Consider the following 22,197-nt stretch of genomic DNA (forward strand, 5'->3'; position numbering starts at 1 on the left):
CGTTTGTCCCGAGCTTGTCGAAGGACTGTCCTTCTGCGCTGCCTATGAAGGAAAGAACGGCCCTTCGACAAGCTCAGGGCGAACGGTTTCGGAATTAACGGCGCGCGCTCCGGCTCAGAACACCGTCCGCGCCGCGACCGTGCCCTTGGTCGCGAAGGCGAAGCGCGGTTCGACCGCGAGATCCTCGTCGAGGATATGTGCGGCGACGCGTTTCCCCACTGCGGGGCCGTTCTTGAAACCGTGCCCCGACCCGCCGCCGACGAGCCAGACGCGTTCCTGTCCCGGGAAGCGGTCGATCAGATAATCGCCGTTCGAGCTATTCTCATATTGGCAGACGCGCCCGCCGAGCAGCGGGGCATTGGCGAGGCCGGGGAAGCGTCGCGTCATATAGGCGCGCGCTTCGGCGATGCCGGCCGGAGTGAGCTGGCGTTCGAGCGTGTCGGGGTCGATCACCGGGCCGTGCGTGTCGAACGCGATCTTGAACCCCGCGCCTTCGAGGTCGGGGATGCCGTAAACGATGCGGCCGTTGTTGAAGTCGGCCCAGACGGGCAGCTCGGGGGGGGCGAAGCGGCTGTCGCCCTGCGGCGCGCCGAAATGATAGACTTCCTGCCGCGTCGCGACGATTTTGTGCATCAGCTGCTGCGGAAAAAGCTCGGCGAGCCACGGACCCGCGCAATAGACGAGATGGTCGGCGGTCCCGCCGTCGGGAAGCCGGTGCTTCTTGATCCGCTTCGAGAAGAGCGGCGCGGGCATGACGACGCGCTCGACCTCGATCTGGGCGTCGGCGATCACCTCCTGCACGCCGCGCGCCGCGATCAGCGCGCCCGCTTCGGTCTCGAGGATGCCCGTCTCGCCCTGATAGAATTGAATCTGGCGATATTTATTCTGCAGCCAGCTGACGTCGCCATGCTCGTGGCCGACGCGGTTCGCCTGCAGCCAGGCGAGCGACTGCGCGGTGTAGCTTTCGCCCTGCGGCGCGAACCAGAGCACGCCGCTATTGTGAAAGATCGGTGCGCTTGCGGTGTCGGAAAGCTCCTTCCAATATGTGAGCGATTCGCGCGCCATCTCCGAATAAAGCGCGTCGGCGCCATAGCCCATGCGGATGACGCGGCTCGCCCCGCCCGACGAACTGCGCGCGTTGCCCGCGCCATAGGCGTCGAACAACCGCACCGACTTGCCCGCGCGCAAGAGGTGCCACGCGGTCCACGCCCCGAACACCCCCGCGCCGATGATCGCGACGTCGACATGCTGGATTTTGGGTTTGGCGGGCTTGCGTTTTTTCGAGCGGCGCTCCTTGCGCTGGGCCGCCGCCGCGCTCGCCGCGACCGGCAGCGCCGCGAGGCCGGTCAGCAGCGCGCGGCGCGAAGGACTATCGGCCAACGGTCGCGCCTTCCTTCTGCTTGTAATAGCGATAGCCGCCGACCCAGGTTTCGAGCGGCGCCATGCGGCGGATCTCGTCGGGGCTCGCGAGCATCGGGTCGGCGTCGACGATCAGGAAGTCGGCGCGCATCCCCGGCATCAGCGTGCCAATGCGGTCCTCGGCAAAGGCCGCATAGGCCGCGGTGCGGGTAAAGCCGTCGAGCGCGGTCTCGCGGCTGACCGCTTCCTCGGGGTGCCAGCCGCCGAAGGGCTCGCCCTTCGCATCGGTGCGCGAGATGGCGGCGGCGATGCCGGGGAAGGGGTTGGCGCTTTCGACCGGCACGTCGGAGCCGAAGGCGAGGCGGACGCCCGCGTTCTGGAGGCTGCGCCACGCATAGGCGCCCTTGAGACGGTCGGGGCCAAGGCGCGCTTCGGCCATCACGCGGTCGCTCGGCTGGTGGATCGGCTGCATCGAGGCGATGACCTTGAGTTGGGCGAAGCGCGCGATGTCGGCGGGGTCGATGATCTGCGCATGTTCGATACGCCAGCGGCGCTCGCCCGGCAGGTCGGCGGTGAGGTCGGCGATGGCTGCGAGCGCCTCGGCATTCGCCGCATCCCCAATGGCGTGGATCGCGACCTGGAACTTGTCCATCGACGCGCGCACCATCTTGTTGCGGAGCTGCGCGGGGGTGAGGAGGGGGAGGCCCTTTTGCTCCGGCGCGTCGCTATACGGCGCCTTCAGCCAGGCGCCGCGCGAGCCGAGGGCGCCGTCGAGATAGAGCTTCACCCCGACCATGCGGAGGCGGTCGTCATAGAGCCACGGGGTCGGCTCGGACCCGGCGATGATCGCCATATTGTCGATGTCCCCGCCATAGGAGAGGATGCGCACCGCGAGCTGTTTCTTGTCGCCCGCGCGGCGATAGGCCTGCCATTCCTCGATCTTCGTGCCCATGTCGGCGATAGTCGTGACGCCTTGTTCGAGCAGCTTCTGCTGTGCGAGATACAGCGCGCGGTCGAGGTCGCGCGCGAGCGGCTTGGGCTTGGCGCCGTCGATCAGGCTCATCGCGGCGTCGACGAAGACGCCGCTCGGCTTGCCGCCCGCCATTTCGATGCGGCCGCCCTCGGGCGACTTGCTCGCGGGGGTGATCTTCGCCGCCGCCATCGCGGCCGTATTCGCCCAGCCGGCGTGGCCATCGACGCGTTCGAGCCAGACGGGGCGGTTCGGCACCGCGGCGTCGAGATCGGCGGCGGTCGGGAAGCGGCCGAGGCCCCACTTCTCCTGATTCCAGCCCGTTCCGATGATCCACGGCATTTCGGGATTTTCGGCGGCATATTTGCGGATCGCCGCCTGCGCTTCGGTGAGGCTGCCGGTGCCCGAGAGGTCGAGCAGCATCAATTTGAAGCCCAGACCCATGACATGGCCGTGCGCGTCGATCAGCCCGGGGATCAGCGTGCGGCCCCTGCCGTCCTGCTTGAAATCGGGGCGTTCGGGGCGCTTGTCCTTGCGGTCGAGCAGCTGCTTCACCTTGCCCTCGGTATCGATGACGAGGCCGGTGAAGCGGACGAGCTTGCCGTCCTTGTCGAGGGTGATGCCGTTGACGTTGTCGATCAGCGTGTCGGCGTGCGCGGGGGCGGCGAGGGTGAGGGCCAAAGCGGCCAGCAGGAGGCGCTTCATTTCGGCAACCGCGTCACGAGCGAGCTCGTATCCCTGCGCCCGCCGCCGGCCTTTTGCACATCGGCGTAGAATTGGTCGACGAGGCTGGCGACGGGGAGCGTCGCGCCGTTGACGCGTGCTTCGTCGATCGCGAGGCCGAGGTCCTTGCGCATCCAGTCGACCGCGAAGCCGAAGTCGAACTCGTCCTTCGCCATCGTGCCCCAGCGGTTGAGCATCTGCCAGCTTGCCGCGGCGCCGCCCGACACGGCTTCGAACACCTTGTCGGTGTCGAGCTTCGACGCCTGCGCGAAACGCAGCGCTTCGGAGAGGCCCTGGACCACCCCGGCGATCGCGATCTGGTTGACCATCTTGGTCGTCTGCCCCGCGCCGGGGCCGCCGATATGCACCATGCGCGCGGCATAGGCCTGCATCACCGGCGCCGCCGCCTCGAACGCGGCCTTGGTGCCGCCGCACATGATCGAGAGCGTGCCGTTCTGCGCGCCGGCCTCGCCGCCCGAGACGGGGGCGTCGAGGCAGAGCAGGCCGAGGCCGTCGGCCTCGACCGAAAGCTGGCGCGCGATGCGCGCCGAGACGGTGGTGTGGTCGACGAAGAGCGCGCCCTTCTTCATCGCCTTGAAAGCGCCATCGCGTCCGAGCGTAACCTGCGCGAGATCGTCGTCGTTGCCGACGCAGGTCAGGACGACGTCGGCGTCCTTCGCGGCCTCGGCGGGGGTCGCTGCCGCCGTGCCGCCATGCTGTTCCGCCCAGGCGTCGGCCTTGGGGCGGGTGCGATTATAGACGGTGAGGTTATGGCCCGCCTTGACGAGGTGGCCTGCCATCGGTCCGCCCATGACGCCGGTACCGATGAAGCTGATACGCAATTTTCGTTCGCTCATGCGCAGTCCATAGCATTGTTTGCTTCGGGCGCCAGATGGGCTAGGGCGCTTCGCCTATGACCGATCAACTCACCCTGACCCCCGCCGCCGATTTTCCGGCGATCACATTGGACGATGTGCGCGCGGCGGCGGGACGAATTAACGGTGCGGTGGTGCGCACGCCGACGCTGCATTCGCAGACGCTGTCCGAAATGGTCGGCGCCGAGGTGTGGCTGAAGTTCGAGAATCTGCAGTTCACCGCGGCGTATAAGGAACGCGGCGCCTTGAACGCGCTCCTGCTGCTGAGCGACGAAGCCAAGGCGCGCGGCGTGATCGCGGCGTCGGCGGGCAATCATGCGCAAGGGCTCGCCTATCATGGCAAGCGCCTCGGCGTGCCCGTCACGATCGTGATGCCCAAGACGACGCCGCAGGTGAAGGTGTCGCAGACCGCGAGCCACGGCGCCGAAATCGTGCTGTTCGGCGAGAAGTTCGACGACGCCTCGGCGCACGCGCGCGTGCTCGAAAAGGAACGCGGGCTGACCTTCGTCCATCCGTTCGACCATCCGCATATCGCCGCGGGGCAGGGGACCGTCGCGCTCGAAATGCTGGAGGATGTGCCCGAACTCGACACGATGATCGTGCCGATCGGCGGCGGCGGGCTGCTCACCGGCATGGGCACCGCGGCGCGGGGGGTGAAGAACGATATGCGGCTGATCGGCGTGCAGGCCGAACTCTATCCGTCGATGTATGCCGAACTCAACGGCGTCGACATGGCGTGCGAGGGCGACACGCTCGCCGAGGGCATCGCGGTCAAGGAACCGGGCGCTTACACGCGGCGGATCGTCGCCGAACTCAACGACGATATCGTGCTCGTCGCCGAACGGCATCTCGAACGCGCGGTCAGCCTGCTGCTCCAGATCGAAAAGACGGTCGTCGAGGGCGCGGGCGCTGCGGGGCTGGCGGCGATGCTCGCGCATCCCGAAGAATTTGCAGGGCGCAAGGTCGGGCTGGTGCTCACCGGCGGCAATATCGACACGCGGCTGCTCGCCAATGTGCTGCTGCGCGACCTCGCGCGCTCGGGCCGCATCGCGCGGCTGCGCATCCGCCTGCAGGACCGGCCGGGCGCGCTGTTCAAGGTGATGAAGCTGTTCGACGAGAAACAGGTCAACATCATCGAAATCTATCACCAGCGCATCTTCACCACCTTGCCGGCCAAGGGGCTGATCACCGACATCGAATGCGAAGCGCGCGACCGCGAGCATCTCGACAGCCTCGTCGCCTCGCTGCGCGATGCGGGTTATATGGTGACCACGGTCGAACTGGCATAGACTATGCCGATATTCAGCCCGTGGCGGGCTGCGAACGGCCGTCTCCTCCGCTTCCGGTGCTCACGTACTGAAGTACGCTGCGCTCCGGTTCTCGGAGCCAGCCATTCTCGCTCCACCACGAACTGAATCTCGACATAGTCTGGGCGGCCGATGAAAGAATTCACCCTCCAACTCACCGCGACGCCCGAGAGCATCGACGAGCTCGGCCATGTCAACAATGCGGTCTGGGTCCAGTGGATCCAGCAGGTCGCCATCGGCCATTGGGACGCCGCGGCGCCTGAGGCGCACAAGGACGCCTATATCTGGGTCGTGGTGCGCCACGAGATCGACTATCTCCGTGCGCTCGGCCCCGGCGAGACGGTGACCGCGCGGACCTGGGTCGCCGACAGGCCGCAGGGCGCGAAATTCGACCGCTTTATGGAGTTCACCGGCGCGGACGGCAAAGCCCATGTGCGGGCGCGGACGGTGTGGGCGCTGCTCGACAAGGCGAGCGGGCGGCCGCTGCGCGTGACCGACGCGATACTCGCGCCGTTTCAATGATCGTCCGGCCCGCCACGCAAGCCGACGCCGCCGCGGTCTGGGCGATCCTCGAGCCCGTGATCCGCGCCGGCGAGACCTATACGCTCGACCGCGCGATGAGCCGCGATGACGCGCTCGCATACTGGTTCGGCGCGGACAATGAGGTGTTCGTTGCCGAGGCCGACGGCGCGATCCTCGGCACCTCTTATCTGCGCGCCAACCAGGCGGGCGGCGGCGCGCATGTCTGCAACGCGGGCTATATGACGGGCGCGGCGGCGACCGGGCGCGGAGTCGCGCGCGCGATGTGCATGCACTCGATCGAGCGCGCGAAGGCGCGCGGCTTTCGCGCGATGCAGTTCAACTTCGTCGTCAGCAGCAATGTCCGCGCGATCGGGCTGTGGCAGTCGCTGGGGTTCGCGGTCGTCGGCCGGCTGCCGGGGGCGTTCGCGCATCCGACCGAGAGCTTCGTCGACGCGCTGGTGATGTTCCGGACGCTCTGACCTCCTGTTCCTCTTGGGGAACCTTCGGAACGGCGCGGCCGTATCTCTGCCGGTCCGGAACAACGGGAGAGAGACGATGGAAACGCAATTGCTGTATCGCGGCCGGCTGATCGATCATATCCAGCTGGTCGTCGCCGACATCAGGGCCAGCCGCACATTCTACGACGCGGTCTTCGGCGTGCTCGGCATTCCGCTCGGCGGCGAGATCGGGGATGATTTCTGGTTCGACGAATTGTTCGTATCGACCAGGGACAGCGAAGCGGCACTCGGCGAGCTTACCGGCCGGCATCATCTCGCCTTTCAGGCGGCGGATCGCGCGATGGTCGACGCCTTCCACAACGCCGGACTGGCGGCGGGCGGGCGCGACAATGGCGCGCCGGGCGAGCGGCCCTATCATCCGGGCTATTATGCCGCCTTCCTGCTCGATCCCGACGGCAACAATATCGAGGCGGTCTATCACGGCGAACACCAGCGGAGCGCGCCATCGGTGGAGATCAGCTTCTAGTCGCCCCGGCCGGCGCCATCATCGCCACGCGCTTTTGCGTTTCCCGATCGACGAGGACGCGCAATTGCGCGAGCAGCGGATGGCGCGCGGTATGCTTCGCGCCATAGGCAAGGTTGAACCGGTAGTCGAAGCCGGGGCCGTTTTTGCCGACGAGGTGCTGGAGCATCGTCTTGAGCTTGTCGAAGCCCTTGGCGAGGATCGCTTCGGGCGAGGCGGCGGAGCTATATTCGTCCCAGAGCGCGACGATTTCCTGGCGAAGGTCGCCGGGCAACGGTTCGCATAGCGCTACAAGGTCGGCGCGTTCCTGCGCGGCGCGCCCGTCGCCCGCGACCTGCTGCGTCGCCGGGACGTCGCCTGAAATTGCTTCGCCGAGATCGTGGACGATACATAGCTTGAGCAGTTTGAGCCGGTCGAACTCGCCGAGTTCGCGGTCGAACAGCATAGCCATCAGGCAGAGCCGCCAGCTATGTTCGGCAGTGCTCTCGGCGCGGCCCTGCGACGTGATGCCGCTGCGCAGTGTATCCTTCAGCTTCTCGGCCGCCTGGACGAAGGTGAGAATCGCCTCAAGCCGGGCGGGATCTGTCTGAATGGCCTGTTCCATCGGGCGGTCCTTCACAGCGACGCTTTATGGGTATCGCCATAGGAATGCGCCGCGAGCGCGGACACGAAAAAAATATGCGCGTCAGCCAAGCGTCGTCGTCAGACGTCCGGTGCGCCCGCCCGAAAGCGGAATGGTTTCCCAGCGCATCCATCCGGGGCTAACGGGGATTTCGCGACTGCCGTTGGCGCCGGTCCGGACGTCGAGGGTCTGGAACGGGCGCTCGAACCAGCCCGCCGCCGCAAGCCCCGCCTCGGCGAGGATGATTTCGCGCGTCGCGAAGCGCCACAACGACATGCCGACATAGGCGCGGGCATCGGCATTCCACGACGCCGCGCGCGCGGGCGACGCCGCGAGCAAGCGGTGCGTCGCGTCGCAGACGAGGTGGACCGCCTGCGTCGAGGTCTCGACCAGCCGTTTGAGCGCGGCGTCGGCGTCGCTCCCCGTCTGCGCGGCGATGAGCGCGGCGATTTTCTCGCGGTGAGCCGCGTCGGGCTCGTGCGCGCCGCTTTCCCAGCGCGAGACGCTCGCCTGCGCGACGCCGAGCAGCTCCGCGAAATGGCCCTGCTTGATGGCGTTGAGGCGGCGGAAGCGGCGGAGCGCCCGGCCGATCGGCAGATCCTGTGTCATCGCCCGATATTAGCGCGCCGCGCCGCCGCTACAATATCGTTCGTCGAACCCGAGGCTCAAGCATAGCCCACCCAGCCGCGCCAGGTGAAGGCGGCGTAGAATTGTTCGACGCCGGAGAAACCCGCGGCGCGGAGCACTTCCTCGTCGGCTTCGGGGCTGAGCATCGCGACATGGGTGGCGACCGCCTCGCGGCCCTTGGCGACCTGGTCGGGATCGCCGCCCGAGGCGATGGCATAGGCGGCATAACGATCGAGCCAGCGGTCGCGCTCGCCGGCGCCTTGCGGGAAGCTGCCGTGCGCGGCGACGAAGGGCGCGCCGGGTTTGAGGCGGCGGCGGATTTCTGCGGCGGTGCGGATGCGTTCTTCGGTATCGAGGAAATGGAGCGTGAGCAGGCAGGTCGCGCCATCGAACGGCCCAGCGGGGGCGTCGTCGATATAGCCTTCGACCAGATCGGCGCGATGCGCGTTCGGACCCATGACCCTGGCGGCAAGGTCGAGCATTGGCCCCGCGGGATCGACGCCGGTGAAGCGCCAGCCGGGATGCGCCTCGGCCATCGCCTTCATCTCGCTGCCGCCGCCCGCGCCGAGGACGAGGATATGCGCGTCGCCCGGAACGCGTTCGGTAAGCAGGAGCCCGGTCATGCGGTGGAGCCCGTCGAGGCCGGGGACGAAGCGCCGCGGCCCTTCGGTGTAGCGTGCGACCGCTTCGGGATCCTTAAAGCTGTCTAGGAAATGCTGGGCGCCTTCAGCCATGGAATTGCTCCTGTGCGGTGGGGGAAGTCGATCGCGCGGCCATGCGCGCGTGGAAATCGGCGGCGAGTTCAGCAAGCGTCACCTCCCCGAAACGTGCGAGCAGCAGCGCTTCGGCCTCCTGAAAACTTGTGTCGAGCGCGGCGTTGACCGCCTGTTCGACGAGGCAGCCGGGCGCCTCAGTGCGGTTGCCCATCGCCATCAGGCTGGGCCGGCCGATCGCGTCATAGACGTCGCGCATCGTGATGTCGGCGAGGGGCTTCGCGATCGTCCAGCCGCCGCCATGGCCCTTTTCGCTGTGGACGAAGCCCGCATCGCGGAGGCCGCCGAGGATGCGGCGGATCACGACAGCGTGCGTCTGCATCGCCTTGGCGAGCTGCTCCGAGGTCATCGGCGTGCCCGCTTCGGCCATGTGGAGGAGGACGTGGAGCACGCCCGAGAGTCGGCTGTCGCGTTTCATGTAACTTTAAATAGTGCATGAAACGCGACCGTCAAGACGCGGGATTGACCGGCGCCGCCGCAGCGATTAGCCACAGCGGCGATGACCAACGACCGATCCACCCGATTCAAGGCGTATTGGCGCTCCTTTACATAGGAGCGGCATGGCATCACCCTATGACCATCGCCGCCGTGTCCGGAAGGCGAATGGTTGTCATCACATCATCACACCACTTAACCCCCGGTCGCGGCGCGCGCTTTTGGAAGAAGACGCGACATGACCGATACCCTGCTTGCCCTGTCGACCGAGAATTGCCGCATCACGCCGCTGCTGGCCGACGATGCGCGCGCGCTCGCCGCGATCACCGACGAGACGGTGACCTCGCGCGTGCATTTTCTGCCCGCCCCCTTCACCGAAGCCGACGCGCGTGCGCTGATCGCCGGATCGGGCGGCGGCGACGTGTTCCATGCGGTGCGCGACGAAAGCGGCCTCGACCTCAACGGCGTGATCGGCGTCCATCGCCGGCCGGGCGGCGAATATGAGATCGGTTACTGGTTCGCGGCGCGCGTGCGCGGCAGGGGGATCGCGACCGAGGCGGTGCGCGCGGTGGTCGAGGCGCTCGCCGCGTCGCGGCCGGGTGCTTCGATCGTCGCCGAATGCCATCCCGACAACGAACGATCGCGCGCACTGCTGCGCCGGATCGGCTTCGTGTCGACGGGGCGGGCGGGGAAACGTCCGGGCCGGATGCTGATGGCGTGGCGCGCGGCGCCGGCCTATCGCATCGATGTCTGCTGATTGGGCACGTCCGCTTCGGCGCCGACCTCCTCGGTCAGCGCCTTGACGATCGCCGCGACCGAGGTCGGCGCATAGGCGAAGCCCATATGGCTGCAGTCGACCTCGACCTCGCGATCGCTTTCGTGCGGAAGCCCGCGCGCGCTGTTCACCGCGACGACGCCGTCGTGCTTCGACCAGAGCGCGAAGGTCGGCATTTCGGGACGCGGCGCGGGGTGGAAGTCGATCGGCGGATTGTCGACCGGATGGCGCGCGATCAGGTGGTAGAGGCGCCACGCGCGGTTGGCGCGGCGGCTGCCCGAAAAGGGCGAGCCCAAGGTGACGACGCGCGCGACCTTGTCCGGGTGATGCTTCGCATATTCGCGCGCATAGATGCCGCCGAGCGACCATCCCACCAGCGCCGGGGCGTAGCCCGTGCGGTCGATGATCCACTGGACGCGGGTGTCGATGCGCTCGATGATGTCGGCGGTCGCGCCGCGGTTGAAGCCGAGACCCCAAGCATAGCAGCGAAAGCCCGCGCGGCGGAGGTCGGCGCGCAGCGCCTTGGTCGCCCAGTCGCCCGAGAGGAAGCCCGGCAGCACCATCACCGGCGGATGCTCGCTGTCGGGGTTGGGCTCGGGCGGCAGCGGGCGGATCCGTCCGCCGATCGCGCGCGCGAGCGACCCGACCTCGCGCCACAGCAAGGTCAGCGGCGGCGGCGCGTCGGGATCGGGGACGCGCGCGGGCCATTCGGCGCGCCGGGTGAGGAATCCGCGGATCATGGGAGCGATATAGGGATGCTTGCCCCGCGGCGAAAGCCGGACCGCCGCTACTTCTTCGGCACCAGCTTCACCAGCTTGCCGTCCTCGCCGTCGGTTAGCAGCCAGACCGAGCCGTCGTCGCGCACCTCGACCTCGCGGATGCGCCGGCCGAAGTCCCAGCGGTCCGACTTGTGCAGCGTCTCGCCGTCGATGTCCATGCGGATGAGGCCCTCGCCCGACAGCGCCCCCATCAGCAGGCTGTTCTTCCAGCCGGGATAGAGGTCGCCGCCATAGAAGGCGAGGCCGGCGGGCGAAACGGCGGGATTCCACCACAGTTTCGGCGCGGCGAATTCGGGGCGGGTCGGATGGTCGGGAATATCCTTGCCGTCATAATGATCGCCGTTCGACACGATCGGATAGCCGTAATTGGCCTTCGCCGCGACGAGGTTGACTTCGTCGCCGCCCTTCGGCCCCATTTCCTGGTTCCAGAACCTGCCGGTGCCGTCGAAGGCGAGGCCAAGGATGTTGCGGTGGCCGAGCGACCAGATTTGCGCGGTCACGCCGCCTTCGCTGGAAAAAGGATTGTCGGCCGGAACGCTGCCGTCGGGGTTGAGGCGGACGATCTTGCCGAGATTGGCCTTCATGTCCTGCGCGGGATCGAATTTCTGCCGCTCGCCCGATCCGATGAAGAGATATTTGCCGTCGGGCGAGAAGATGAGGCGGTGCGAATAATGGCCGCGGCCCGTCACCTTCGGATCCTGTTTCCAGATGATCTGAAGACCCTCTATCCGCGGCGCGGCGCCCTGGACGAGCTTCGCCTTGCCGACGACGGCGCCGGCGGTATTGCCCGTCCCGGCCTCGACCCAGCTCAGATAGATGGTGCCGGTCGCGGCGAAATCGGGCGCGACGATCACGTCGCCGAAGCCGCCCTGCCCACCATAGGCGACCGGGGGCACGCCCGCGACATCCTGCGTCGCGCCATTTTCCTGCCAGAGTTTGAGCTTGCCCGATTTCTCGGTGATCAGCGCGGCGCGGGTGCCGGGGATGAAGGTCATCGCCCAGGGTTCGTTGAAGCTCGCGATCTCCTTGACCGTGAAGGGCGCATCGGCGAGCGGCGTCGCGGGATGATCGCCCGACGCGTCGAGCTTGGCGGTGTCGGCTGGCGCCGCTTCGGTGGCGGCGGGCGCCGAGCAGGCGGCGACGGCCAGCGCGGCGATCAAGGCGAGGGGCGGTAGATTCTTCATCGGAGGAGCTCGCTTTGCTGGGGAAGAGGTATCGTTTTGACGCGACCGATGCTCGATGTCGAGTGCTCACACGCCGTTTGCCCTGAGCTTGTCGAAGGGCTGCTCTTTTTTACGAGGTCGAGAAGAAGGACGGTGCTTCGACAAGCTCAGCACAAACGTAATTAAGGGCTATGATCAGCCTATTAGCGGTTCGCTGCCTCGCGCCGCGCGGTAATCGTCTCGACGCTGTCCATGATCGCGTCGACCGCCTCGCTCGATGGCGGCGCGTCGGCGCGCTTTTGCGAGAACTGACCGCTGTTCATGATCTCCTCGAGCGCGGCGCGCGCGCGCGATACGCGGCTCTTCATCGTGCCGAGCGCGCAGTCGCAGATGCTCGCGGCTTCCTCATAGGACAGGCCGCCGGCGCCGACGAGGATCAATGCCTCGCGCTGATCCTGCGGCAATTCCATCAGCCCGCGCTGCAGGTCGGCCATCTCGCCGCTGTCTTCCTGGTTCGCCGGGGTCGACATGGTGCGCTCGACCGCGGTCTCGTCATATTCGCCGACGAACTTGTTGCGGCGCATCTGCGACAGGAAGGTGTTGCGCAGGATGACGAAGGTCCACGCCTTGATCGACGTCCCGCGCTCGAACCGCTCGCGCGAGGCCCACGCCTTGACCATCGTGTCCTGCGTCAGGTCGTCGGCAAGGTCGGGGTTGCCCGACAGGCTGCGGCCATAGGCGCGCAGATGCGGAATGACGCCGGCGAGCAGTGCCTTGAATTCGCTGTCCGACAGGGTGTCGGCCTGCGGCTGCGATGCAGCGGCGGGGTTTCCGGTCATTATTGCTTCGGGCTTTTCTGATCGAGCTGAGACAGAAGGTCGAGCATGTTGTCGGGCAATTGTTCGGAAACGATATTGCCATAGATCATGCGCAACTTGGCGCTCACCGGCTCGGGCGCCTGCCGCCCGGTCAGGGTGCGGTGCCACTGGTCGCCGTGCGTTCCGGGGAAGCTCCCCTGTGCGCGGCGGGGCGCGTCGGCGCCGGGCGGGAGAGTGCCCTTTCCGTTCATCCTATCATTGCCTTGCGTAGCCATGCGAGAGCAACGAGGAAAGGCGCCGCTAGTTCCACGACTTCTGTTTTTTGCGACGAACGCGTTGCCAAGAAACCACACCGGCCTTAAGCGAAGGGATGTGAGGGGTCACACTTGGCCGGCCCCTGTCCGGCCTTCGGGAGATGACCAGTTGCTTTCCGTCACATATGTGAGTGTCGCCGATCCGTTGATCAGCGATGAGGATATTGCTGCGATCCTCGTTTCGGCGCGTCGAAACAATGCGCGCGACGAATTGACCGGGGCGCTCGTCTATAACGGCCATAATTTCCTCCAGCTTCTCGAGGGGCCGGACGACCGGGTAGAGGCATGTCTCGCTGTCATCAGGGCCGATCCGCGTCACAGCGGCATGGTCGAAGTGCGGCGCCGCGCCGTCGAGATGCGTGATTTCGGTGAATGGGCGATGCTTTACGATCCACGTTTCGAATGGCAGGACAATGGCTTGGCGCGCCTCGCCGCCAACGGCAGGATCGATTTGCAGGACGAGCGGATGTTCGCCAATTTCATCGCGCTGGGACGCCGCCCGCGTGTCGCGTGACCGGGGCGGGTGCTTGCAATGCCACCCCAACCCGCTAAGCCGTTCATGATATGACCCGACATCGTCACGCAAAGGTTTTTTTATCAACGACGTAACGCCTCAACCGCTCGACGATGCCAGCTTCAAGCGTGAATTGGCCGCGATGCTTCCGCATCTGCGCGCGTTCGGCCGCAGCCTGACGGGCAACGCCGACCTTGCCGACGACCTGGTGCAGGAAACGATGCTGAAGGCTTGGAAGGCGCGCGCGCAATATATTCCGGGGCCCGCCAGCATGAAGAGCTGGGCCTTCGTCATCCTGCGCAACTGCTTCCTGTCGCAAATGCGGCGCAAGAAATTCACCGCCGAATATGACGAGATGGCGGCCGAGCGGTTGCTCGTCGCGCCCGACGATCAGGACGACAGCCTGCACCTCGCCGACGTGCAGCGCGCGCTGCTGTTGCTGCCCGTCGACCAGCGCGAGGCGCTGGTGCTGATCGGCGCGGGGCAATTATCCTATGAGGAAGGCGCGGCGATCTGTGGCTGCGCGGTCGGGACGATGAAGAGCCGCGTGTCGCGCGGCCGCGCCGCACTGCAGGCGATCCTCGAAAGCGGCGAAATGCCGCGGCGCAGCACCGACGCGATGCCGTCGAGCGAGGTGTTCCGGTCGATCATGGACAATGTCGACCATCTGACCGGTGGCGGACCTTCGCCCGATTGAGTCATTTTTCCGGCTGACGTCGAAAACGGCACCTGTCCGCTCCCCGTCGTTTTCGGGCGGGAGCAGGCGGGTGTCGCCCTTATGCGTTACGCCGCAAGCTGCGGCGTAAAGAGCAGGCTCTGACTGATCGCCGCGCGCACCGTATTCTCGCGGAACGGCTTGGAGATCAGGAAGGTCGGTTCGACCCGACCGCCGGTGAGCAGCCGTTCGGGAAAGGCGGTGATGAAGATCGCCGGCACAGGCGCGATCGCGAGGATGTCCTGCACCGCATCGATGCCCGACGATCCGTCGGCAAGCTGGATGTCGGCGAGGACGAGGCCGGCGTCGGTTTCCTCGAACGCCGCGACCGCGTCCTCATGCGTTGTCGCGATCCCCGCGACGCGGTGGCCGAGGTCGCGAACGATCTGTTCGAGTTCCATCGCGATCAGCGGTTCGTCCTCGATGATCAGCACCGAGGTGCGCGATTCGCGGTCGAGTTCGCCGACCGCGTCGGCCAGCAGCACCTCGACCGTCGGCTGGTCGGTGCCGGTGATCAGCCCCGCCTCCTCGACCGAAAAACCCTCGAGCGCGGTGAGCAGCAGGATCTGGCGGCCGAGCGGGGTGAGCTGCACGAGGCGTTGGTGCGCGGCGCGGACGAGCGGATGCTCTTCGTCGTCGCGGCCTTCGCCATCGTCGATATAGGCGCTTTCCCAGATGCGGTGAAAATTGCGGTAGAGATCGATCCGCGTGCCGTCGCCGCTGTGAAATTCATCGGGGGCGGCGACGATGACTTCGAGGGTGGTGTGGACGAAATTGTCGCCATGCTGCTGGCTGCCCGTCAGCGCGCGCGCGTAGCGGCGCAGATAGGGCAGATGGCCTCGAATTTCCTCACCCAATGTCATCAAAACACCTCCCTCTTGAGAGCAGTCATACGCGTGCGCGTGCGGGTCGGTTCCCTTGGCGGACGCCGAAAAAGCGATGCGCCCGACTGCAACTTGTCGCGCACTAAAGCGTAGATTTAGCCGGGACGCCAGAGGGTCGCGACGTAAGCTGGTGGAATACAGCCACTTTCTTATTGCGCGGCAAGGATGCTTTTGTAGGGACCTTATTCATGGCAGAGCGGCGGCCCGGGGAATATGGCGATGGGGCGGCATCGCACGGCGGCGGGGGACGGGAAGTGGCGGACGGAAGCAGCGATGAGGCGAAACGGGCCGAACGGCTGCGCCTCGACACGCTTCGCGAATATCGCATCATGGATACCCCGCCCGAGGCGGCGTTCGATCGCGTGACCAAGATGGTCGCCGACCTGTACGATGTGCCGATCGCGCTGGTGTCGCTCCTCGACGAGTGCCGCCAGTGGTTCAAATCGGCCCACGGGCTCGATGCGACGGAAACGCCGCGCGAAATCAGCTTCTGCCAATATGTCGTTGCCGAAGGGCGGCCCGTCGTGGTGACCGACGTGTTGGACGATCCGCGTTTTCGCGACAATCCGCTCGTCACCGGCGACCTCCATATTCGTTTCTATGCCGGGGTGCCGCTCCGCGCCTATAATGGCGCGATCCTCGGGACGCTGTGCCTGATCGACCGCGAGGAGCGGGCGCCGTTGACCGCTACCGAACTCGAGCGGCTGGAGGATTTTGCCGGGATTATCATGGCCGAAGCCGACCTGCGCCGCATCGTCGGCGAACGCGACGAAGCGAAGCGAACGCTCGAGCGCGCGCTCGATTTTTCGGGGATCGCGACCTGGCGCTACGATGCCCGTGCGGGCACGATTCAATGGAGCGGCGCGGCCGCCGAGCTCTGGGGCGCCGACTATGCGACCGCGCTTGGGCATGTCGATGACTTCTTCGACCGCCTCCATCCCGACGACCGCGAAACGGTCCGCGGCGTGCTCGGCGATTCGGTGGCGCATGGCGCGCATTATGCGACCGAATATCGGATCCAGCACCCCGAACGCGGCGTGCGCTGGATCGCGGTCCACGCCGACTGGGATGTCAGGACCGACGACGCGATCCTGACCGGGGTCAGCATCGATATCACCGAACAGAAAAGCCGGCAGGAAAATGCCAATCTGCTGATGCGCGAACTGCACCACCGGATGCGCAACCTGTTCGCGACGGTCGGCGCGATCATCTCGCTCACCCGCCACGCGGCGCGCGATGTCGACGATTATGTCGAGCGGATCAGCAGCCGGCTCGACGCGCTCAACCGCGCACAGAACGTCCTGCTCGGCGCCAATTTCATGACGGGATCGATGCACGCGCTGATGCGCGAGGTCGAGGCGGCCTTTCCGCGCATCCGCTGGTCGGGGCCCGACCTGCTGCTTCCCGAAAACGCGCTCGTCGCGATGGCGCTCTTTTTCAACGAGCTCGCGACCAATGCCGCGAAGCATGGCGCGCTGACCGGCGCGAACGGCCAGGTCGAGGTGAGCTGGACACAGGAGGCCGAGGGCAGCGACGACCGCAGGTTCCGCCTGACCTGGGCCGAAAGCGGCGGCGACCGCAAAGTCGCCGCGCCCGAGCGCACCAGCTTCGGCACGCTGCTGATGGAGCGCAGCGTCAAGAACAACCTTGGCGGCACGATCGAACGGCGGTGGGAACCCGGCGGGCTGATCGTCGACATCACGCTCCCCGCGCGGTGGCGCGAGGCGTAACCGAACTTAATCTGGATTATTTGTTCTCTCTATGTTCCCATGCTAATCATGGAGCATGTCCGCCAAAGCGATTCTCGAAAAGCTGGCCGTGCTCGCCGACGCGGCGAAATATGACGCGTCGTGCGCCTCGTCGGGGACGGTCAAGCGCGATTCCATTGAGACAAAGGGCATCGGATCGACCGAGGGCATGGGGATCTGCCACAGCTATGCGCCCGACGGGCGGTGCATTTCGCTGCTCAAGATCCTGCTCACCAACTTCTGCATTTACGACTGCCGTTTCTGCATCAACCGCGCGTCGAGCAATGTCGAGCGCGCGCGCTTCAGCCCGCAGGAGGTCGTGCGGCTGACGCTCGATTTCTACAAGCGCAACTATATCGAGGGGCTGTTCCTCTCATCGGGCATCATCCGCTCCGAAGATTATACGATGGAGCAGCTGGTCGAGGTCGCGCGCATCCTGCGCGAGGAGCATCGCTTTGCCGGCTATATCCATCTGAAGACGATCGCCGGCGCCGACCCGGGATTGATCGCGCTCGCGGGGCTTTATGCCGATCGCCTCTCGACCAACGTCGAATTGCCGACCGAAGAAGGGCTGTGGAGTTTCGCGCCGGAGAAGAAACCGGCGACGATCCGCAAGACAATGGCGTCGGTGCGCGTCGGCGAGGCCGATGCGATCGAGGCGGCGAAGAGCCGGCTGATCGGCAAGGCGAAGCCGCCGCGCTTCGCGCCGGCGGGGCAATCGACGCAGATGATCGTCGGCGCCGACGCCGCGCGCGACGACGATATATTGAAGACCGCGAGCAACCTCTATTCGGGCTACCAGCTCCGCCGCGTCTATTATTCGGCGTACAGCCCGATCCCCGACGCGAGCCGCGACCTGCCGCCGGTCCGCCCGCCGCTGATGCGCGAGCACCGGCTCTATCAGGCCGACTGGCTGCTGCGCTTCTATGGCTTCGAGCGCGCCGAGATCATGGAGGGGGCGCGCGGGGGCATGCTCGACCTCGCCATCGATCCCAAGCTCGCCTGGGCGCTCCAGCGGCGCGAGGCGTTTCCGGTCGACATCAACCGCGCGCCGCGCGAATTGCTGCTGCGGGTGCCGGGGCTCGGCACGCGCGCGGTCGAGCGCATTGTCGCGGCGCGGCGATTGGGCAAGCTCGGGCTCGGCGATCTCGCGAAGCTCACCGCGTCGGTAAAGAAATTGCTGCCCTTCATCGTCACCCCCGACTGGCGGCCGGGCAAGCTCACCGACAGCGCCGATCTGCGCACGCGTTTCGCGCCACCGGCCGAGCAATTGGCACTGGCGCTGTGAGGGAGGTCGTCCTCTCGGTGCCGGGCGATTTCGCCGAATGGCGGAGCGCCGCACGCGGGCTGCTCGCGGACGGGGTGGCACCCGAGGAAGTGAGCTGGTGCGACAGCGCGGCGGGGGCATCGCTGTTCGGCGAGGCGGCCGCTCCGGCGCGCGCCGGCGCGGTGGCGCTGCCGCGCGAACTGCTCGAAATCGCCGAACGCGTGATCTGCCATCGCGGCGCCGAGGTCCCCGCGCGGCTCTATCGCGTGATCTGGCGCGCGGCGCGCGACCGCCTTCTTCTGGCGCGGACGACCGACGCGGATGTCGACTGGCTTCGGGGGGCCGACAAGGCGATCCGTCGCGACGTCCACAAGATGCACGCTTTCGTCCGCTTCCGGCGTTTGGGCGAAGACGCGGCGCGCGAGCGGTTCGCCGCCTGGTTCGAGCCGTCGCACCGCATCGTCCGGCTGACCGCGCCCTTCTTTCAGCGGCGCTTCACCGGGATGGACTGGGCGATCGTCACCCCCGATGCGCGCGCGATCTGGCAGGGCGAGACGCTCGTCTACGGCCTTGGCGGGACCAAGGATGAAGTTCCGGACAGCGACGTCGTTGAGGATCAGTGGCGCACTTATTATGGCGCGATCTTCAACCCCGCGCGGGTGAAGATCGACGCGATGCGCGCCGAGATGCCGAAGAAATACTGGAAGAACCTGCCCGAGGCGCAGGATATCGCGCCGCTGCTCGCGGGCGCCGAGGCGCGGGTGGAACGCATGCGCGAAGCGGCCGTTTCCATGGCGAACCCTCTGACCGAAAAATGGCGGACGCGCGTGGCGCAAGAATTGGCCCTCGATGACGATGTGAAAACGCTCGACGACCTCGCGCGCGCGGTCGACCGCTGCACGCGCTGTCCGCTCTATTGCAACGCCACGCAAGGCGTCGCGGGCGAGGGGCCGAAGGCGGCGCGCATTATGCTCGTCGGCGAGCAGCCGGGCGATCAGGAGGATTTGCAGGGGCGCCCTTTCGTCGGCCCCGCGGGGCAGGTGCTGAACGAGGCGCTCGACGAAGCCGGACTCGACCGGCGGCGGCTGTTCCTCACCAACGCGGTCAAGCATTTCAAGTTCGAGCCGCGCGGCAAAAGGCGGCTGCATCAAAATCCGACGACCGGTGAGATCGACATCTGCCGCTGGTGGCTCGACAAGGAACGCGCGTTGGTCCAGCCCTACCTGATCGTCACCTTGGGTGCGAGCGCGCTGCGCGGGGTGACGGGCAAGAGCGCGAGCATCAAGTCGATGCGCGGTGCCGCGCACGAACTCGAAGGGGGGACGAAGCTGATCGCGACGATCCATCCGTCCTTCCTGCTCCGCATGCCCGATCGCGCGCGGGCGGCGGAGGAGCGAAAGGCGTTCGTCGCCGACCTGATCCGCGCTCGGAAGCTCGCCGCCTGATGGCGAAGGCGAAGCATTGGATCGAGCCGCATCCGGGCGGCATCTATGTGAAGCCCGCCGATTTGTGGATCGACCCGTCGCGCCCGGTCGAGCGCGCCGCGGTTACGCACGGCCACGCCGACCATGCGCGCAGCGGCCATGGCGCGGTGTTCGCGACCCCCGAGACGCTCGCGATCATGGCGCTGCGCTACGGCGTCGATGCCGAGGCGAGCCATAATCAGGCCTTCGTCTACGGCGACGGGTTCGAGCGCGGCGGGGTGCGTTTCAGCTTCCACCCCGCGGGACATGTGCTCGGCAGCGCGCAGATCTTGATGGAATATGCGGGCGAGCGGATCGTCGTCACCGGCGATTACAAGCGCCGCGCCGACCCGACCTGCGCGCGCTTCGAGGTCGTGCCATGCGATATTTTCATCACCGAGGCGACTTTCGGCCTGCCGGTGTTCCGCCATCCCCCGACCGGGGACGAGATCGCCAAGCTGATCGGCGCGGTGCGTGCCGAACCCGATCGCTCGGTGCTCGTCGGCGCCTATGCGCTCGGCAAGGCGCAGCGCGTGATCGCCGAATTGCGCGGCGCGGGGTGGGACGCACCGATCTATATTCATGGCGCGCTCGAGAAGATGTGCCAGCTCTACGCGATCCACGGCGTCGACCTCGGCGAACTGCGGCTGGTTAGCGAGACCGACAAGGCCGAGATGGCGGGACAGATCATCCTCGCGCCGCCGTCGGCGCTCAACGACCGCTGGTCGCGGCGGCTGCCCGATCCGGTGACCGCGATGGCGTCGGGCTGGATGCGCGTCCGCCAGCGCGCGCGCCAGCGAATGGTCGAACTGCCGCTCGTCATTTCGGATCATGCCGACTGGGACGAACTCACCGCGACAATCGAGGAGGTGAACCCGAAGGAAAGCTGGATCACCCACGGTAGCGAGGACGGCCTGCTGCGCTGGTGCGAACTGACGCAGCGCAAGGCGCGCGCGCTGCATCTGGTGGGCCGCGATCTGGAGGAGGAGGAAGCGTGAAGCGCTTCGCGGCCCTGATCGACCGGCTGATCTACACGCGCTCGCGCAATACGAAGCTCGCACTGATCGTCGATTACCTCCGCCACACCCCCGATCCCGATCGCGGCTGGGCGATCGCCGCGCTGACCGAAAGCCTCGATTTTCCGGCGGTGAAGGCGGGGACGGTGCGCGCGTTGCTGGCTTCGCGGGTCGATGAGGAATTGTTCCGGCTCTCGCGGCACTTCGTCGGCGACACCGCCGAGACCGCGGCGCTGTTGTGGCCCGACGCGCCGGGAAAGAAGGCCGACCTCAGCGTTTCCGAAGCGGTCGATGTCCTCGCCGCCGCCACGCGCAGCGATGCCCCCGCGGTCGTCGCGTCGCTGCTCGACCGGCTCGACGCCGACGGGCGCTATGCCTTGCTCAAGCTCGCGCTCGGCGGCATGCGCGTCGGGGTGTCGGCGCGGCTCGCCAAACAGGCGTTTGCGCAAGCATTCGACGTGCCCGTCGACGATGTCGAGGAACTATGGCACGCGATCCCGCCGCCCTATGCGCCGCTGTTCGCATGGGGCGAGGGCAGGGCGGAGCGCCCCGACCTCGCCGACGTCGCCTTCTTCCGCCCCTTCATGCTCGCACATCCGCTCGAAGCAGAGAGCATCGACCTCGCCGACTATGCCGCCGAATGGAAATGGGACGGCATCCGCGTCCAGATCGTTCATGGCGGCAGCGAGACGCGCATCTACAGCCGCGGCGGCGAAGAGATCAGCGCCGCCTTCCCCGAACTGGTCGCGGCGTTCGATCAGGATGCGGTGATCGACGGCGAACTCCTCGTGCGCGGCGATGTGCAGGGGGGTGAAGCGGCGAGCTTCAACGCGCTGCAGCAGCGGCTTGGGCGGAAGGTCGTCTCGAAGAAGATGCTTGCCGATTATCCGGCCTTTGTGCGCGTCTACGATCTGCTTGGCGTCGACGGCAACGACTTGCGCGGCCTGCCGTGGAGCGAGCGGCGGCGGCAACTGGAAGCCTTCGTCCCGCGCCTCGCGGACAGCCATTTCGACCTTTCGCAAGTCATTGATGCGACCGACTTCGACGATCTCGCCGCACGCCGCGCCGGCGCGCGCGATGCGGCGATCGAAGGCGTGATGCTCAAGCGCCGCGATGCTCCTTATGTCGCGGGACGCCGCGCCGGGCTCTGGTATAAATGGAAGCGCGATCCGCTCACCGCCGACTGCGTGATGATGTACGCGCAGCGCGGCAACGGCCGCCGCGCGAGCTTCTATTCGGACTATACCTTCGGCTGCTGGTCCGACGCGGGTGAGTTGCTCCCCGTGGGGAAGGCCTATTCGGGCTTCACCGACGAGGAGCTGAAATGGCTCGACAAGTTCGTGCGCGATAACACGCTCAACCGCTTCGGACCGGTGCGCGAGGTCGAAAAGTCGCTGGTGCTCGAAGTCGCCTTCGATTCGATCCATGGCAGCAAGCGCCACAAGTCGGGACTCGCGATGCGCTTCCCGCGCATATCGCGCATCCGCCGCGACAAACCCGCCGAGGAAGCCGACCGGATCGCGACCTTGCAGGCGATGGTGACCTGA

At 66.7% G+C, this 22,197-nt stretch carries 24 protein-coding genes; 12 read left to right on the forward strand and 12 right to left on the reverse strand.

Features of this window, described 5'->3' with window-relative positions:
- Nucleotides 1–114: 114 nt before the first annotated feature.
- The 3 genes from VFG17_RS09750 to VFG17_RS09760 are packed head-to-tail and all read right to left on the reverse strand — an operon-like array spanning nucleotide 115 to nucleotide 3,909.
- A complete protein-coding gene (locus tag VFG17_RS09750) occupies nucleotides 115–1,380 on the reverse strand; it encodes an FAD-dependent oxidoreductase (protein ID WP_325029275.1) in 1,266 nt (421 codons plus the stop codon).
- Entirely contained in the window at nucleotides 1,370–3,034 is a 1,665-nt protein-coding gene (locus VFG17_RS09755) for an amidohydrolase (protein ID WP_325029276.1), read from the reverse strand. Before VFG17_RS09755 ends, VFG17_RS09750 begins: the two co-directional genes overlap by 11 nt.
- Nucleotides 3,031–3,909: an NAD(P)-dependent oxidoreductase gene (locus VFG17_RS09760; RefSeq protein ID WP_325029277.1), complete on the reverse strand. Its 879-nt coding sequence runs from the start codon at nucleotides 3,907–3,909 to the stop codon at nucleotides 3,031–3,033. The genes VFG17_RS09755 and VFG17_RS09760 overlap by 4 nt, the downstream gene beginning before the upstream one ends.
- Nucleotides 3,910–3,965: 56 nt before the next feature.
- On the opposite strand from VFG17_RS09760, the gene VFG17_RS09765 reads away from it, so the two are divergent.
- The 4 genes from VFG17_RS09765 to VFG17_RS09780 all read left to right on the forward strand — a co-directional run bounded on the left by VFG17_RS09765 (nucleotide 3,966) and on the right by VFG17_RS09780 (nucleotide 6,740).
- On the forward strand, nucleotides 3,966–5,216 hold the full coding sequence (locus tag VFG17_RS09765; protein WP_325029278.1) for a threonine ammonia-lyase: 1,251 nt from the start codon (nucleotides 3,966–3,968) through the stop codon (nucleotides 5,214–5,216).
- A gap of 150 nt (nucleotides 5,217–5,366) precedes the next feature.
- Nucleotides 5,367–5,756 carry an acyl-CoA thioesterase gene (locus VFG17_RS09770; protein WP_325029279.1) on the forward strand — a complete coding sequence of 130 codons (390 nt, stop codon included), beginning with the start codon at nucleotides 5,367–5,369 and terminating at the stop codon, nucleotides 5,754–5,756.
- Nucleotides 5,753–6,235 carry an N-acetyltransferase gene (locus VFG17_RS09775; RefSeq protein WP_325029280.1) on the forward strand — a complete coding sequence of 161 codons (483 nt, stop codon included), beginning with the start codon at nucleotides 5,753–5,755 and terminating at the stop codon, nucleotides 6,233–6,235. The genes VFG17_RS09770 and VFG17_RS09775 overlap by 4 nt, the downstream gene beginning before the upstream one ends.
- A gap of 76 nt (nucleotides 6,236–6,311) precedes the next feature.
- The gene (locus tag VFG17_RS09780; protein ID WP_325029281.1) at nucleotides 6,312–6,740 is read left to right on the forward strand and encodes a VOC family protein; all 429 of its coding nucleotides are present in this window, start codon (nucleotides 6,312–6,314) and stop codon (nucleotides 6,738–6,740) included.
- Here the strand turns inward: VFG17_RS09780 and VFG17_RS09785 are convergent.
- The 4 genes from VFG17_RS09785 to VFG17_RS09800 all read right to left on the reverse strand — a co-directional run bounded on the left by VFG17_RS09785 (nucleotide 6,730) and on the right by VFG17_RS09800 (nucleotide 9,177).
- The gene (locus tag VFG17_RS09785) at nucleotides 6,730–7,341 is read right to left on the reverse strand and encodes an HD domain-containing protein (RefSeq protein WP_325029282.1); all 612 of its coding nucleotides are present in this window, start codon (nucleotides 7,339–7,341) and stop codon (nucleotides 6,730–6,732) included. The two genes, VFG17_RS09780 and VFG17_RS09785, sit on opposite strands and share 11 nt — an antisense overlap.
- A gap of 81 nt (nucleotides 7,342–7,422) precedes the next feature.
- Nucleotides 7,423–7,968: a helix-turn-helix transcriptional regulator gene (locus tag VFG17_RS09790; RefSeq protein ID WP_325029283.1), complete on the reverse strand. Its 546-nt coding sequence runs from the start codon at nucleotides 7,966–7,968 to the stop codon at nucleotides 7,423–7,425.
- A 56-nt stretch (nucleotides 7,969–8,024) separates the two neighbouring features.
- Nucleotides 8,025–8,720 (reverse strand): class I SAM-dependent methyltransferase, encoded by a 696-nt coding sequence (locus tag VFG17_RS09795; RefSeq protein WP_325029284.1) that lies wholly within the window; start codon nucleotides 8,718–8,720, stop codon nucleotides 8,025–8,027.
- The gene (locus tag VFG17_RS09800) at nucleotides 8,713–9,177 is read right to left on the reverse strand and encodes an Rrf2 family transcriptional regulator (protein WP_325029285.1); all 465 of its coding nucleotides are present in this window, start codon (nucleotides 9,175–9,177) and stop codon (nucleotides 8,713–8,715) included. Before VFG17_RS09800 ends, VFG17_RS09795 begins: the two co-directional genes overlap by 8 nt.
- 255 nt (nucleotides 9,178–9,432) lie before the next feature.
- Between VFG17_RS09800 and VFG17_RS09805 the strand changes: the two genes are divergently transcribed.
- A complete protein-coding gene (locus VFG17_RS09805; protein WP_325029286.1) occupies nucleotides 9,433–9,951 on the forward strand; it encodes a GNAT family N-acetyltransferase in 519 nt (172 codons plus the stop codon).
- Here the strand turns inward: VFG17_RS09805 and VFG17_RS09810 are convergent.
- The 4 genes from VFG17_RS09810 to VFG17_RS09825 form a co-directional block, all read right to left on the reverse strand.
- The gene (locus VFG17_RS09810) at nucleotides 9,930–10,709 is read right to left on the reverse strand and encodes an esterase/lipase family protein (RefSeq protein ID WP_325029287.1); all 780 of its coding nucleotides are present in this window, start codon (nucleotides 10,707–10,709) and stop codon (nucleotides 9,930–9,932) included. The genes VFG17_RS09805 and VFG17_RS09810 overlap by 22 nt on opposite strands.
- A 47-nt stretch (nucleotides 10,710–10,756) precedes the next feature.
- Nucleotides 10,757–11,932 carry a PQQ-dependent sugar dehydrogenase gene (locus VFG17_RS09815; protein ID WP_325029288.1) on the reverse strand — a complete coding sequence of 392 codons (1,176 nt, stop codon included), beginning with the start codon at nucleotides 11,930–11,932 and terminating at the stop codon, nucleotides 10,757–10,759.
- 182 nt (nucleotides 11,933–12,114) lie between these two features.
- The gene (locus VFG17_RS09820) at nucleotides 12,115–12,750 is read right to left on the reverse strand and encodes a sigma-70 family RNA polymerase sigma factor (RefSeq protein WP_325029289.1); all 636 of its coding nucleotides are present in this window, start codon (nucleotides 12,748–12,750) and stop codon (nucleotides 12,115–12,117) included.
- Nucleotides 12,750–12,980: a NepR family anti-sigma factor gene (locus VFG17_RS09825; RefSeq protein ID WP_037554839.1), complete on the reverse strand. Its 231-nt coding sequence runs from the start codon at nucleotides 12,978–12,980 to the stop codon at nucleotides 12,750–12,752. Before VFG17_RS09825 ends, VFG17_RS09820 begins: the two co-directional genes overlap by 1 nt.
- 172 nt (nucleotides 12,981–13,152) lie before the next feature.
- Here VFG17_RS09825 and VFG17_RS09830 point away from each other — a divergent pair, with 172 nt between their 5' ends.
- Together VFG17_RS09830 and VFG17_RS09835 are read left to right on the forward strand one after the other, a co-directional pair.
- A complete protein-coding gene (locus VFG17_RS09830) occupies nucleotides 13,153–13,557 on the forward strand; it encodes a BLUF domain-containing protein (protein WP_325029290.1) in 405 nt (134 codons plus the stop codon).
- A 142-nt stretch (nucleotides 13,558–13,699) separates the two neighbouring features.
- Complete coding sequence (locus VFG17_RS09835) at nucleotides 13,700–14,254, forward strand: sigma-70 family RNA polymerase sigma factor (protein WP_414712947.1); 555 nt, start codon at nucleotides 13,700–13,702, stop codon at nucleotides 14,252–14,254.
- An 86-nt stretch (nucleotides 14,255–14,340) separates the two neighbouring features.
- Here VFG17_RS09835 and VFG17_RS09840 read toward each other — a convergent pair whose 3' ends face one another.
- The gene (locus VFG17_RS09840) at nucleotides 14,341–15,135 is read right to left on the reverse strand and encodes a response regulator (protein WP_325029291.1); all 795 of its coding nucleotides are present in this window, start codon (nucleotides 15,133–15,135) and stop codon (nucleotides 14,341–14,343) included.
- Nucleotides 15,136–15,344: 209 nt separating this feature from the next.
- Between VFG17_RS09840 and VFG17_RS09845 the strand changes: the two genes are divergently transcribed.
- The 5 genes from VFG17_RS09845 to VFG17_RS09865 are packed head-to-tail and all read left to right on the forward strand — an operon-like array spanning nucleotide 15,345 to nucleotide 22,197.
- A complete protein-coding gene (locus VFG17_RS09845) occupies nucleotides 15,345–16,886 on the forward strand; it encodes a sensor histidine kinase (RefSeq protein ID WP_325029292.1) in 1,542 nt (513 codons plus the stop codon).
- A gap of 55 nt (nucleotides 16,887–16,941) precedes the next feature.
- Nucleotides 16,942–18,192 carry a putative DNA modification/repair radical SAM protein gene (locus tag VFG17_RS09850; protein WP_325029293.1) on the forward strand — a complete coding sequence of 417 codons (1,251 nt, stop codon included), beginning with the start codon at nucleotides 16,942–16,944 and terminating at the stop codon, nucleotides 18,190–18,192.
- Nucleotides 18,189–19,616 carry a UdgX family uracil-DNA binding protein gene (locus VFG17_RS09855; protein WP_325029294.1) on the forward strand — a complete coding sequence of 476 codons (1,428 nt, stop codon included), beginning with the start codon at nucleotides 18,189–18,191 and terminating at the stop codon, nucleotides 19,614–19,616. Before VFG17_RS09850 ends, VFG17_RS09855 begins: the two co-directional genes overlap by 4 nt.
- Nucleotides 19,616–20,632, forward strand: a complete 1,017-nt coding sequence (locus tag VFG17_RS09860; RefSeq protein ID WP_325029295.1) for a ligase-associated DNA damage response exonuclease — start codon at nucleotides 19,616–19,618, stop codon at nucleotides 20,630–20,632. Before VFG17_RS09855 ends, VFG17_RS09860 begins: the two co-directional genes overlap by 1 nt.
- Nucleotides 20,629–22,197: a cisplatin damage response ATP-dependent DNA ligase gene (locus VFG17_RS09865; RefSeq protein ID WP_325029296.1), complete on the forward strand. Its 1,569-nt coding sequence runs from the start codon at nucleotides 20,629–20,631 to the stop codon at nucleotides 22,195–22,197. Before VFG17_RS09860 ends, VFG17_RS09865 begins: the two co-directional genes overlap by 4 nt.

This window comes from Sphingopyxis sp., assembly GCF_035686825.1.
Lineage (GTDB): Bacteria > Pseudomonadota > Alphaproteobacteria > Sphingomonadales > Sphingomonadaceae > Sphingopyxis.

Bases quoted from the DNA above. Each gene is read 5' to 3' on its own strand.
- VFG17_RS09755 (WP_325029276.1), bottom strand. From the start codon at position 3,034: ATGAAGCGCCTCCTGCTGGCCGCTTTGGCCCTCACCCTCGCCGCCCCC.
- VFG17_RS09760 (WP_325029277.1), bottom strand. From the start codon at position 3,909: ATGAGCGAACGAAAATTGCGTATCAGCTTCATCGGTACCGGCGTCATG.
- VFG17_RS09765 (WP_325029278.1), top strand. From the start codon at position 3,966: ATGACCGATCAACTCACCCTGACCCCCGCCGCCGATTTTCCGGCGATC.
- VFG17_RS09770 (WP_325029279.1), top strand. From the start codon at position 5,367: ATGAAAGAATTCACCCTCCAACTCACCGCGACGCCCGAGAGCATCGAC.
- VFG17_RS09775 (WP_325029280.1), top strand. From the start codon at position 5,753: ATGATCGTCCGGCCCGCCACGCAAGCCGACGCCGCCGCGGTCTGGGCG.
- VFG17_RS09780 (WP_325029281.1), top strand. From the start codon at position 6,312: ATGGAAACGCAATTGCTGTATCGCGGCCGGCTGATCGATCATATCCAG.
- VFG17_RS09785 (WP_325029282.1), bottom strand. From the start codon at position 7,341: ATGGAACAGGCCATTCAGACAGATCCCGCCCGGCTTGAGGCGATTCTC.
- VFG17_RS09790 (WP_325029283.1), bottom strand. From the start codon at position 7,968: ATGACACAGGATCTGCCGATCGGCCGGGCGCTCCGCCGCTTCCGCCGC.
- VFG17_RS09795 (WP_325029284.1), bottom strand. From the start codon at position 8,720: ATGGCTGAAGGCGCCCAGCATTTCCTAGACAGCTTTAAGGATCCCGAA.
- VFG17_RS09800 (WP_325029285.1), bottom strand. From the start codon at position 9,177: ATGAAACGCGACAGCCGACTCTCGGGCGTGCTCCACGTCCTCCTCCAC.
- VFG17_RS09805 (WP_325029286.1), top strand. From the start codon at position 9,433: ATGACCGATACCCTGCTTGCCCTGTCGACCGAGAATTGCCGCATCACG.
- VFG17_RS09810 (WP_325029287.1), bottom strand. From the start codon at position 10,709: ATGATCCGCGGATTCCTCACCCGGCGCGCCGAATGGCCCGCGCGCGTC.
- VFG17_RS09815 (WP_325029288.1), bottom strand. From the start codon at position 11,932: ATGAAGAATCTACCGCCCCTCGCCTTGATCGCCGCGCTGGCCGTCGCC.
- VFG17_RS09820 (WP_325029289.1), bottom strand. From the start codon at position 12,750: ATGACCGGAAACCCCGCCGCTGCATCGCAGCCGCAGGCCGACACCCTG.
- VFG17_RS09825 (WP_037554839.1), bottom strand. From the start codon at position 12,980: ATGAACGGAAAGGGCACTCTCCCGCCCGGCGCCGACGCGCCCCGCCGC.
- VFG17_RS09835 (WP_414712947.1), top strand. From the start codon at position 13,700: ATGCTTCCGCATCTGCGCGCGTTCGGCCGCAGCCTGACGGGCAACGCC.
- VFG17_RS09840 (WP_325029291.1), bottom strand. From the start codon at position 15,135: ATGACATTGGGTGAGGAAATTCGAGGCCATCTGCCCTATCTGCGCCGC.
- VFG17_RS09845 (WP_325029292.1), top strand. From the start codon at position 15,345: ATGGCAGAGCGGCGGCCCGGGGAATATGGCGATGGGGCGGCATCGCAC.
- VFG17_RS09850 (WP_325029293.1), top strand. From the start codon at position 16,942: ATGTCCGCCAAAGCGATTCTCGAAAAGCTGGCCGTGCTCGCCGACGCG.
- VFG17_RS09860 (WP_325029295.1), top strand. From the start codon at position 19,616: ATGGCGAAGGCGAAGCATTGGATCGAGCCGCATCCGGGCGGCATCTAT.